This window comes from Allocoleopsis sp., assembly GCF_036703385.1.
Taxonomy (GTDB): Bacteria; Cyanobacteriota; Cyanobacteriia; order Cyanobacteriales; family Coleofasciculaceae; genus Allocoleopsis.
Map to the genome: position 1 here is coordinate 1 of NZ_DATNPA010000761.1, position 10,786 is coordinate 10,786.

Consider the following 10,786-nt stretch of genomic DNA (forward strand, 5'->3'; position numbering starts at 1 on the left):
GTTGAGGTTTACCAAGCCTACGCTGACTACAATGACATGATGCAGCTGACGGAGAATCTGATTACTACCGTCGCGCAAGAAGTCTTAGGAACGCTGCAAATCAATTATCAGGGTGAAGTCATTGACCTGACACCACCTTGGCGCAGAATTACCATGCATCAATTGGTGCAGGAGAAGACGGGTTTAGATTTTACTCAGTTTAAGACCCTTGAGGAAGCTAAAGCGGCGGCTCGTCAAGCAGGTATCGAGGGTGTAGATGCTTGTCCATCGATTGGAAAACTGCTCAACGAATGCTTTGAGCAAAAAGCTGAGGAAACCTTGATTCAGCCTACATTTGTCCTGGATTATCCCGTGGAAATTTCTCCTCTTGCCAAGCCACATCGGGAAAAGCCCGGTTTAGTGGAGCGCTTTGAACTATTCATTGTGGGACGTGAGACAGCTAATAGCTTTTCCGAGTTGACCGACCCCATCGACCAACGAGAACGTCTGGAAGCGCAGGCCGCACGGAAGGCAGCAGGAGACTTGGAAGCGCAGGGCGTGGATGAAGACTTTATCACAGCCCTGGAGTATGGAATGCCACCGACTGGCGGACTGGGGATAGGGATTGACCGCCTCGTGATGCTGTTAACCGATAGTGCGAGTATTCGGGATGTCATCGCTTTTCCCCTCTTGAAGACCTCCAGCAATGTGATTCGCTCCTTTGACTATGACGAAGCGACTCAAACCCTACGAGTCGAATTTAACACGGGCAGCGTCTACCAATATCGCGATGTACCTAAAAACGTCTACCAGGAGCTAAAGATAGCTCCCTCCATTGGTCAATACTTTAATACCCATATTCGGGAAAAATACGGTCAGGATCGAGAATCTTAAAACGAATGGCACTGACTTAATGAAGAATGTCACTGAATTAAGAACTTTCCTCACTCACCAACCAACCCTTGTGCAGGGGGTCTGGGGGAGGCACTCCGTCCCCCAGTGGGGGGTTTGGGGGGTTTCCCCCCAATCTGGGTTTTTCTCAAACAACGACTACTTTTTGCTTAAGTCAGTGCCATTCGTCTTAAAAGCGTGTAGGGGTACAGTACGCTGTACCCCTACCCATCAATCACACTTAATTAGAAACTTCCGCTAGTTCAATCACACGCTCCTCCAAATCCTTGACCAAAAAATTCAGGGGCTTCTCAGTACGAACTTTATACTTGAGGCGTCGCATTTGCACTCGCATCAATACTTGTTCCAAGCAGTCACGGTCAAAGCAGACGTGGCGTTGTTGGTTTTTCTTGCCCAGGCTTGCCCCGGAGATAACATGCAGCTGAGTATTCTTTTTAAGCTGGTACCACAAGCCCTCAGAACCTCTTAGTTTGGTGGTACTGGCAGTTCCCAGGTTTGCGGTTGACATGTAAAGGGGGTCAAGCGTAGTGGTACCTAACGTTTGCTCGTAGTTGTAGTAGTAGTGTAGAGGTACTTCCGCCGCCGCCAAATTGAGCAAGCCTTCATAAAACTGTCGCGCTAGCTCTAAATCCGACACCATGACAGTGTGAACTTTGGGGGCACTGGTGAGGAACATCCACATGGCACCTGCATAGGCTGCCAATAGCATCACCATAATGCCCTGAGTGGAGAACAGGCTATCTAAAGGAATACCGGGCAAGAATGAACCCAGAGGTAGGGGTTCAAGCAGGAAGGACATAAAATTCACGGATAGAATCATGAACTAAAAAGGCGTGATAATCCGATTTTAACTTTGATGGCTCGGTTGTCCCGTCATCGGTAAGATTATTAGCACAAGACCTGTCTCTATGATGTTACTAATTTTAAGTAAGTTCCATCATCACTTCCTCAGAACACAGCTTGAAGCATCGGTTGAGGACAAGAGTCCTTGCCTGTTGTCATTCCTTGCTGAGGCTGAGAAACTGGAGTGCTAGTAACACCTAACGACCTCTTTCTCTAGTGAGCGGTCGTAGATATAGTAGGAAGCATCTGCTCTAATTTCCTGAATCCAGCTGTAAATTAAAGATTGTGCAAATTCCGCATTTTTCTGAATCCAATCACCCGATTGTCAAATCGCTGTTTCATCACAGCGACCAGGAATTACTCACCCTGTTTCAGCGTCATCCGGAGCAGGGGAAATACTTCACAGCCATTTTCTGCCGCTACAGTCCGATTGTCTATACGTTAATTCGGCACTCGGCGCGATCGCCTGTGCAAGCAGAATACCTATTTGCTCTGACTTGGCGTCATATTTTCTACGAACTCAGTGGTTTAGATTTACGCGACGAAACCACTTCGGGGACTAGTTCCTTTCAAAACTGGCTGATCAATATGACGGCTTTCTGCATTAACCAAGCCGATCTGCCGCCAGTGGAGGAAATACACTACAATCTCAAAGCCGCACCGCCGCCCTTGTGGTGTTACATGGAACAGGCATTAGAGAAGCTGCAACCCGTGATACGGTTGATGGTGATCATGGCTCAGACATTTCACTGGAGCGAAACACGGATTGCAGCCTATCTGCAAGCGGAGGGAGAAGTGATTTCACCAGCCCAAGTTAGAACTCAGCTCCAGAATGGCTATCAAATCTTGGAAGCTACCTTACCTGAAGATATTCGCCTAATCTATTTGGCTGAGGCGGCAACGGTTCTACAAGGAAATTCCCAGGTCAATGCTCTATCCGTATAGGGCAACAGATTGAGATGTGCAATGAGCTAAAAGCTGAAGTGGTTAGTGAACTTTAGCAATCGGGGAGAGTGTGATGACTAGAGAGGGTTGGTCGGTCGTGAAAAACGCCAAAGGGGTGATTCAAAGCACTTCATACCTCATATCTTGTACCAGTTGCAACAAGCAGGCAGGAAATAAATTTCCTGCCTCACAGCTAAAGTCGTCTAAAGACGACTGGATTAGAGTTTTAGTCCACTTGAGTGGAGTTGAGCTATTAGCCCGGAGTTTTAACTCGGGGCTAATTTGGGGGCTTACCCACAAGGGTAGAAGAGGTCAATCATATCCTTTGGCAAACCCAATAGGGCTGTCGCACTCTACTGGGCGATCGCTGGGCAATAGCTTCTGCACAGCAGTGGCGCTAACCCTCAACGTCTTGATACTGCTCAGTAGTACGGGAGTTCAGGCTCAATTTGTTCCCCCTGGTGTTCGCTCAGTTGAACTTGATGAACAACTGGATATCCCTTTAAATAATGGCAGCCAAGGGGAAGAGCGAAATCAGGCTGATTCCTTTATGCGACTCGGAGGACAGGCGCAGCGGCAGGGGAATTATGCACAAGCGATCGCCAACTGGTTGCAGGCACTCAACATTTATCAGCGAATGGGTGACGTTGAGGGAGAAGGTCTGACTTACGACTACATCGGTGTAACCTATGCGAAAATCGGTCGCTATCAGCAAGCAGAAGACGCCCTACGACGGCGAGTCGGGATTGCCCGTTCGCGCCAAGATTTTCAAGGACAGATTTATGGCTTGAATAACTTGGGTACCATTTTGCTGGAATCTGGAAGTCCTGAATCTGCGCAGCAAACTTTTGCACAAGCCCTGACGATCGCCCGTAGTATTAAACATAGAGCGGGTGAGGGCTTAAGCTTGAGTAACCTGGGTTTAGCAGCAGCGGCGCGGGGCGATTATTTTGAGGCGATTAAGCGCTACGAAGCTGCCTTGGTTTTGCGAAATCAGTGGGACGATGCCCAAGGGGAAGGGAATACACGCAATAATTTGGGAGATGCCTATCGGGCTGTCAATGCCCACAAGGCAGCCTTAATCGCCTATCAAGGGGGACTGCGACTGTCTCAAGCGACGCGCGATATCCCCAATCAATTTCGTGCACTTAGGGGTTTAGTACAGTCCTATAGTGCCCTGAAACAGTATCCAGCGGCGCTGAAAATCCTTGAGCAACATAGGACTCTTGCCCAAAAACAGGCAAACCGTCGTGAAGAACTGCTCTCGCTGCGGTTGACGGCACAAATTTATAGCACTACGGGAAACTGGGCTACTGCCCGAACTCTTTATGAAGAGGCGATCGTTCTAGCGAATGCTTTAGGAGAAACCCAGGAAGAAGCTTTCTTACGAAACGATTTGGCTCAAATTATTTATTATCGGATGTCTAATTAAAGGCTGAAGTAGAAAATATAAAGTAGAAAGTATGAAAAGTTCTTAGTTGCTGGATTAGAAGGAAATTTAACGTCTCACCAACCAACTATTAGCTCATGTGCATCTAAGTAAGCCTAATCGAGACGGGCTTTTCGGCTCATTCCACAAGAAACAAGCTAAACATCAACAGGATGTTAAAGTCAGGGTCGTTTACCGATATAAAAGTTAGACCAGGGCTTTAGTGAGGAGGCATCAACCCAAAACTGTCGGGTTCAGTCTTTTTTCTCCTTCTTCCTGGCCTATCCTCTCCTGTCAGTTCGACGCTATGTACTAAGCGTATACGCTCAAACGCTAACCACACTTTATACTTTGGCAAATTTATTGTTTAACTATGACAGAAAGCTCTAGCCTACCTGTAGACTCTCCCATCAAAGCCAGCCCCAACATTACCTTTGTCTGCTGTGTTGAATCCGGATGGCTCGAAGCTCAAACCATACGCATGGTAGAAAGTCTACGCCGATGGGGAGGGCAGTTTGCCAATGCACCCATTATTGCTGTTAAGCCCCGTTTGGGTCCTCCTATTTCCCATAAGACACGCCAGGTATTTGACCGATGGCAGGTAGAGTATCTTCCGATTCAGGTAAAGAAAAAGAAGCGATATCCTTGGTTTCGATTCTTAAACAAGCCTTATGCTCTGATCGAAGTAGAAGAGAGAAGCACATCCGAATACATTTGTTGGTTAGACAGCGATATCCTGTTTCTCGGCGAACCCGATCAACTCCTCCTCAAAGAAGAAGAAGATTTTGTTGCCTGTGCCTCTGACAAAAATATTGGTACGGCTGGCCCGGAGGATGCTTTTGAACCTTACTGGAAGGAGATTTGCCAAGTCGTCGGAATAGACGTTAAAGACCTCCCTTGGGTTACAACCCAAATGGAGGGAAAACGCATTCGTCTGTACTGGAACAGTGGTATTTTTGTTTACCGTCGAACAACCAGTTTGGCGAAGCATCATTTAGAAACATCCGTTCAACTCCTTGAGTCTTGCATCGCCAATCATAACGCTGGAATTTATTTTACCGATCAGATAGCTATTGGTTTAGCAATGGTAAAAATGGGTCTCTCCTGGCGTGCTTTGCCCTACTCCCATAACTACACCATGAGCAGCCTGATTCATGAGGAATGGTATAAAGAGCAGCAACTCAAAGAAGCCTTAATCATCCACTATCATGATGCGATGTGGCCTCATTTTTGGCCTGAATTCATGAAATGTATGGGTGATACTCATCCAGATGTCGCTGACTGGCTTAACTCTCTGGGACCCATGAAAAATGAAGCTTCTGCTCACTGGCGCGCTGTCAGTAAAACCCTTAACTTTTTGCGATCGCAAAAAGAGTCAGCCTATGCGAAGTTATGTCGTATAGTTTAGACGTTGATATTTATTTACGTTAAGCGAAACACATCTGCATAGGCAGCATCTGGCTGAACTTTCCTTGCCTCATCGGGTGAATCATAAACGACTAAAATTGAATCTGACTCACCCAAACAAGGAAAAAGCTATCCTTGGCTCTCTGCAAGAGAGCTAATTTTATTAAATGAGTTGTATATGGCTTTTCGTGTTACTTCTTGCCTCAGCCTACCGCTTTAAGCCAGGTGTTGAGGCGGCTGTAAAGTGACTGTGCAACTTGTGTGAGTTGGTGCTTGCGATACCACCTTTGGAAAGATCTTTCGTAGTCTTCACCCTGTAATTGATAAGTATTCCAAGCATTGAGTCCCAGCCCAAACCCCCAGAATAATAAAATATACAAAGACCAAGAAAGCTGTCCCTGCATGAGGAGGTTTAGACAAACTAAAAAAAGGTTAACAATTAAATACTTACCAAAACGCCTTTTGAGTTGACTGTGTCGATAGAGATTGAAGTCACGATGCTTTTGCCGCTCCTGTTGCTGGAGCAGCCAATCCTGTTCTGCCTGGAGTAGGGTTTCAGTAGAAATACCTAATTCTCCAGCTATTTCTATAAGCTGTTCGCGGGAAAGTTCTCCACCATCAGATTGACGTGCGATCGCCAAATTGAGAATTTGCTGAACGTCCTCTTGGTGGTAAGAGCGGGAGAGGTTGCTTTTAAAGGCAGTCATACATTTAGAGAGTTATTAATAAAGAGAATGCTTGCCGCTGTAAAAATTAGAATGCCAGTCAAGGCATGTCAGAGCAGCCCTTATTTTATTATGGCGATATCACGAGGAATATCACAGACAACTTCTATTCTCAAAACCGAACCCCTGTGGACGGTTCTTACGGCAGTGGATAGATGAATATTTTTTTTACATTTCGTTACGATGGAATATAGAGAAAGAGACGAATTTAACCGAATGTCTTAATAAAAATAAAAATTTGAGGTAGCCCATATGAATGGCAGTATTCGTGTTGGTAACTTATTTGGGATTCCTTTTTATGTTCATCCATCCTGGTTTTTAGTCCTAGGCCTAGTAACTTTTAGTTATGGAGGCCAACTAGCCGCTATCTTTCCCGGCTTGGGTGGATTATCTTTAGTCCTAGGATTTGTGGCAGCGCTGTTGCTATTTGCCTCTGTCCTTGCTCATGAATTAGGTCATAGCTTCGTTGCGCTGTGGCAGGGAATTGAGGTTAAATCCATCACCTTGTTTCTTTTTGGCGGTCTAGCTGCACTAGAGAAAGAATCAGAGACTCCTGGTCAATCCTTCTGGGTAGCGATCGCAGGGCCAGCCGTCAGCCTCTTGCTATTTGGTCTGTTTACAGCTGTTGGTCTTGGCACCTCTATCTCAGGACCGTTGGCAGCAATGGTTAGCTTAATTGCCTACATCAACCTGATGCTGGCATTATTTAATCTAATTCCTGGCTTACCTTTAGATGGTGGCAACATCCTCAAGTCAGCGGTTTGGAAAATTACGGGTAATCCTTATAAAGGTGTCGTCTTTGCCAGCCGCGTTGGTCAGTTTTTAGGTTGGATTGGCATTAGCTTGGGATTACTCTCGATCTTGGGAATTAGCAACATCGGTAGCTTCTGGACTCTGTTGATCGGTTGGTTCCTGCTGCGAAATGCAGGTTACTCAGCCCAGTCGGCTACCCTCCAAGACAAGCTCATGGGTTTGACAGCCGAAGATGCGGTGATTCCCAATGGCCCGATTGTACCTGCTGGCTTGTCTCTGCGGGAGTTTGCCAATAACTACATTATTGGTAAAGCAGAATGGCACAACTTCTTAGTCACTGATGAAGAAGGTCAATTGCTGGGTGCGATCGCTGTCGATGACATGAGAGATGTTCCGACTTCCAACTGGAATGCAACTCACGTCAGAGAACTGATGCAGCCTGTTGATCGCTCCACAACTGTGAAATCCGATCAATCTCTGTTGGAAGTTGTCACACTTTTAGAACAAGAAAAGCTCACTCAACTGCCAGTCGTTCGTGATAACGGTGTGTTAGTCGGGATTCTCGAAAAAGCGTCAATTATCCGCCTGCTTGAGCAAAGAGCGCAAGCTAAGCCTGCTTAACAAACGATTCTTTGTAGACTAATACTCTTACCTCCCTTAGATTGAAAGCCTAGCCTCTTTAATAAGGGAGGCTTTTTTATGGTTGAGCCGAGTGGCATAAACTACTACTGATCATTAAAGCAGCCAACTTTTTGTAGCAAAATCAGCAGGCTTTTCACTCTCTTTTTGAATGGGTCGCCCTGACCTGTACTCAGGTTCTCTATGTACCTCTACTTTAGGTTGTTGTGCTTTAGGCTGTTGTGCTTTTAGGTCTTCGTTCTCTTTTTTCAGAGTATCAATTTCCTGAATAAGCTTTTCATTCGTTTGGGCAAGTTGGACAGCAGCAGCTTTAGCTTTATCCAGCTCTGTTCTATCCTGCTCTATTTTGCCTAAGTCTTTTTGTGACTTTTGGAACGATTCTTTTTGATGCTCTAAGTCGGATTGTAAATTTGTAATCTTTTGTTGGAGAGAGTTTTCCCTTCTCTGAGCTTCTTCAAGAGCGTCTTTCAAATCATTCAAAGTTTTTTCCTTATCTTGTGCTGCCTTTTCTGCGTCCTTCAGTTGAGCTTTTAACTGAGTGACCGTTGCTTCCAACTCTGCCTTGGTAGGCGCTGAGCGTTTTGTCCGAAAGTTACTTTGTGAATTCATCTTTACAAGTTAATAATGCAAAGAAGGTTTGGCTTTGCATAACTTACAGTTCAAAACAAGCTTAGCTGACACTTAAGGGTAGTTAACCTCCATAACTACACTTACCCTGTGACTACCAGGAATGAATGACTATTGGAGCCAGTGCCAGTCTCAGCAAGTAAAGTTCGATATTGATCTATGCCTGTAGTTGATAACTATTAAGGCATACTAAGCCTAATTTTACTATTTTATTGCCTACTGTTGTTCTAAAATTCCTTACTTTGTTCTTCCAGATGCCTGACCCCCCATTCATGCATTGAATCAATAATCGGTTTCAGGCTCTCCCCTAATGGCGTTAGAGAGTATTCGACTTTGGGAGGAACCTGCAAGTAAACCTCCCGATGAATGATGCCATCTTCCTCCATCTCGCGCAGTTGTTGCGTCAGCATCTTTTGAGTAATACCGTGCAAAGCGCGATGCAACTGACCAAAGCGCTGCACACCTTGGAATAACTCCCGAAGAATCAAGACTTTCCAACGTCCGCCAATGACCTCTAGGGTTCTTTCCACCGGACAACTTGCTCTCTCGGTACTCGCTGTTTTGGCTTCCATAGTATCTTTTTGGGTACTACCTTACTTTCAAGTGCATACTTTCCATAATAGCTTTACCTAGTTTAAAGTATAAATATGCATAAAAGATACTCAAGAAGAGCGAAGGATAAAAACTTTTCGATACTTCATCCTTGATTCTTCAGGTATCAATCCTTCCAGGAGAACCCAATGAGTGAACCTGTTATTGCTGACAAAAAACCGACTGTCCTGGAACTAGAAGCAGGAACTTACTATTGGTGTAAGTGCGGTCAATCTCAAAATCAGCCCTTTTGTGACGGGGCTCATCAAGGTACTGAATTTCTACCACTAGCTTTTGAGTTAACCGAGAAGAAAAAGGTAGCGCTTTGTAACTGCAAATATACGGATAATCCACCGTATTGTGATGGTACTCATACTAAACTTTGAGCCATCCAGCTATTCAGGATTCTGTTTGTATTTAGATAGGAGGATGCCATGATAACAGTTAGAAAGGCTGATGAGCGAGGACATGCTAATCACGGTTGGTTAGATACCTATCACACATTTTCCTTCGCTAACTATTACGACCCCAAGCATATGGGATTTCGCGCCCTGCGGGTGATCAATGAAGACTACGTAACCCCTACGGCTGGTTTTGGAACACATGGACATCGGGACATGGAAATTATCACCTATGTCCTGGAAGGGGCTTTAGAACACAAAGACAGTATTGGGAACGGTTCGGTGATTCAGCCGGGTGATGTACAGCGCATGAGTGCTGGTACGGGAATTATGCACAGTGAGTTTAATCACTCGAAAACAGAACCCGTTCACCTGCTGCAAATTTGGCTGTTACCCGAAAAGAACGGATTGCAGCCAAGCTACGAACAGCAAAATTTTTCACCTGCAAAGACTCCCGGCCAACTCTGTTTAGTAGCCGCTAGAGATGGTCGAGAGGGTGCTGTTACAGTTCATCAAGATGTGGATTTGTATGCTGCGGTTTTGAGAGCAGGCGATCGCACATCCCATACTCTCAAGCCTCAACGCCATGCTTGGGTACAGGTGGCGCGGGGTTCGATTACTCTAAATGGACTGTCACTGGATACCAGTGATGGAGCCGCTATCAGCGATGAAACAGAGATTGCGATCGCAGCGACTCAAGATGCCGAGATTCTGCTGTTCGATCTAGCCTGAGTTGCTCAACCTTCAAGAGGAAAATCTGCTCCTCGCGAACTCCTCAAAACACGAATCTCTGTGCCAAATTCCCTCTATTGGATGAGGTCAAAAAAGGCACTATCCAGTTCGTAGCCTAACAGTTGAGCCATTGACTGCGATCGCGATTGGCTGGGAATTCCCTGTGACTTGAGCCAGTTCGTGAGGACAAAGACTTTTTGCATCACGAAGATTTCTAAAGCTTCGGGATTGTACTGAATCCCTTCTGTGCGGTTAAATTGGTGCGGCACCAGCATGGCAGTGTAGCGAGCAAGTTCACCCGCTTTCCAATCCAACAAAAAGGGCATCCAGGGATAGCAGGCGTCCAAGCGAATAAACCACAGCCGCACCTCTGGGATTTCTGAGAGTTCTCGCGGATCAGTCGGATCGCGGAGATAGTCAATTTCAAAGCGTAACTGCTGTTCACAAGACGCTATTGCTCCGTCATTGAGCAGTTTTTCTATCACCGTTTGGGCTGGCGACAAGTCTAGATTGTTAATGCACTCAGAATTGAGTGCGATAAGTCCTTCCGGCATAGCTTCGCTGAGCGCAATGGTTATCGAGTCATCGGTGAAGGCGACATCTCCATCTTCCTCTGAATCGACACCAATTTTCAAACAGGCATGATGTTATGCGATCGCTTTACTGGTATAGCGTTTTCAAATGGGTTGTGAACAGAGGGCTTACTAAAAGCTTTATCCAGTAAAGGTTACACTTTACATCCCAAATGAAAACACTATATCTAGTGATGCGATCGCATTTTCTTTAGGTGGCAGAAGCGTCAT

The 10,786-nt window shown here is 45.7% G+C and carries 12 protein-coding genes; 7 read left to right on the plus strand and 5 right to left on the minus strand.

The window, feature by feature from the left end; all coding sequences use genetic code 11:
• Positions 1-873: amino acid--tRNA ligase-related protein (locus tag V6C93_RS35615; RefSeq protein WP_333481429.1), on the plus strand; the 873-nt coding region annotated here is incomplete at its 5' end.
• Positions 874-1,111: 238 nt separating this feature from the next.
• Here the strand turns inward: V6C93_RS35615 and V6C93_RS35620 are convergent.
• Positions 1,112-1,711 (minus strand): glyoxalase-like domain protein, encoded by a 600-nt coding sequence (locus tag V6C93_RS35620; protein ID WP_349262940.1) that lies wholly within the window; start codon positions 1,709-1,711, stop codon positions 1,112-1,114.
• A 308-nt stretch (positions 1,712-2,019) separates the two neighbouring features.
• Between V6C93_RS35620 and V6C93_RS35625 the strand changes: the two genes are divergently transcribed.
• The 3 genes from V6C93_RS35625 (at position 2,020) to V6C93_RS35635 (ending at position 5,516) form a co-directional block, all read left to right on the plus strand.
• Positions 2,020-2,679, plus strand: a complete 660-nt coding sequence (locus V6C93_RS35625; RefSeq protein WP_333481431.1) for a sigma-70 family RNA polymerase sigma factor — start codon at positions 2,020-2,022, stop codon at positions 2,677-2,679.
• Positions 2,680-3,004: 325 nt separating this feature from the next.
• A complete protein-coding gene (locus tag V6C93_RS35630; RefSeq protein WP_333481432.1) occupies positions 3,005-4,111 on the plus strand; it encodes a tetratricopeptide repeat protein in 1,107 nt (368 codons plus the stop codon).
• Positions 4,112-4,481: 370 nt separating this feature from the next.
• Positions 4,482-5,516 (plus strand): hypothetical protein, encoded by a 1,035-nt coding sequence (locus V6C93_RS35635; RefSeq protein WP_333481433.1) that lies wholly within the window; start codon positions 4,482-4,484, stop codon positions 5,514-5,516.
• A 202-nt stretch (positions 5,517-5,718) separates the two neighbouring features.
• On the opposite strand, the gene V6C93_RS35640 is transcribed toward V6C93_RS35635, so the two are convergent.
• Entirely contained in the window at positions 5,719-6,222 is a 504-nt protein-coding gene (locus tag V6C93_RS35640; RefSeq protein WP_333481434.1) for a 2TM domain-containing protein, read from the minus strand.
• Positions 6,223-6,492: 270 nt separating this feature from the next.
• On the opposite strand from V6C93_RS35640, the gene V6C93_RS35645 reads away from it, so the two are divergent.
• Positions 6,493-7,614, plus strand: coding sequence for a site-2 protease family protein (locus V6C93_RS35645; RefSeq protein ID WP_333481435.1), 1,122 nt, complete (start codon positions 6,493-6,495; stop codon positions 7,612-7,614).
• 114 nt (positions 7,615-7,728) lie between these two features.
• Here V6C93_RS35645 and V6C93_RS35650 read toward each other — a convergent pair whose 3' ends face one another.
• Both V6C93_RS35650 and V6C93_RS35655 read right to left on the minus strand, forming a co-directional pair.
• On the minus strand, positions 7,729-8,112 hold the full coding sequence (locus V6C93_RS35650; RefSeq protein WP_333481436.1) for a hypothetical protein: 384 nt from the start codon (positions 8,110-8,112) through the stop codon (positions 7,729-7,731).
• Between the two features lie 374 nt (positions 8,113-8,486).
• Positions 8,487-8,831, minus strand: a complete 345-nt coding sequence (locus V6C93_RS35655) for a helix-turn-helix domain-containing protein (protein WP_333481437.1) — start codon at positions 8,829-8,831, stop codon at positions 8,487-8,489.
• 168 nt (positions 8,832-8,999) lie between these two features.
• Between V6C93_RS35655 and V6C93_RS35660 the strand changes: the two genes are divergently transcribed.
• Both V6C93_RS35660 and V6C93_RS35665 read left to right on the plus strand, forming a co-directional pair.
• Entirely contained in the window at positions 9,000-9,236 is a 237-nt protein-coding gene (locus tag V6C93_RS35660; protein WP_333481438.1) for a CDGSH iron-sulfur domain-containing protein, read from the plus strand.
• Positions 9,237-9,284: 48 nt separating this feature from the next.
• Positions 9,285-9,983, plus strand: a complete 699-nt coding sequence (locus V6C93_RS35665) for a pirin family protein (protein WP_333481439.1) — start codon at positions 9,285-9,287, stop codon at positions 9,981-9,983.
• A gap of 74 nt (positions 9,984-10,057) precedes the next feature.
• Here the strand turns inward: V6C93_RS35665 and V6C93_RS35670 are convergent, their stop codons facing one another.
• Positions 10,058-10,537 (minus strand): CRR6 family NdhI maturation factor, encoded by a 480-nt coding sequence (locus V6C93_RS35670; RefSeq protein WP_349262941.1) that lies wholly within the window; start codon positions 10,535-10,537, stop codon positions 10,058-10,060.
• Positions 10,538-10,786 lie beyond the last annotated feature (249 nt).

What these genes read in the sequence shown, in the direction of transcription:
- V6C93_RS35620 (WP_349262940.1), bottom strand. Translation starts at nt 1,711, where the DNA reads ATGATTCTATCCGTGAATTTTATGTCCTTCCTGCTTGAACCCCTACCT.
- V6C93_RS35635 (WP_333481433.1), top strand. Translation starts at nt 4,482, where the DNA reads ATGACAGAAAGCTCTAGCCTACCTGTAGACTCTCCCATCAAAGCCAGC.
- V6C93_RS35640 (WP_333481434.1), bottom strand. Translation starts at nt 6,222, where the DNA reads ATGACTGCCTTTAAAAGCAACCTCTCCCGCTCTTACCACCAAGAGGAC.
- V6C93_RS35645 (WP_333481435.1), top strand. Translation starts at nt 6,493, where the DNA reads ATGAATGGCAGTATTCGTGTTGGTAACTTATTTGGGATTCCTTTTTAT.
- V6C93_RS35655 (WP_333481437.1), bottom strand. Translation starts at nt 8,831, where the DNA reads ATGGAAGCCAAAACAGCGAGTACCGAGAGAGCAAGTTGTCCGGTGGAA.
- V6C93_RS35660 (WP_333481438.1), top strand. Translation starts at nt 9,000, where the DNA reads ATGAGTGAACCTGTTATTGCTGACAAAAAACCGACTGTCCTGGAACTA.
- V6C93_RS35665 (WP_333481439.1), top strand. Translation starts at nt 9,285, where the DNA reads ATGATAACAGTTAGAAAGGCTGATGAGCGAGGACATGCTAATCACGGT.
- V6C93_RS35670 (WP_349262941.1), bottom strand. Translation starts at nt 10,537, where the DNA reads ATGCCGGAAGGACTTATCGCACTCAATTCTGAGTGCATTAACAATCTA.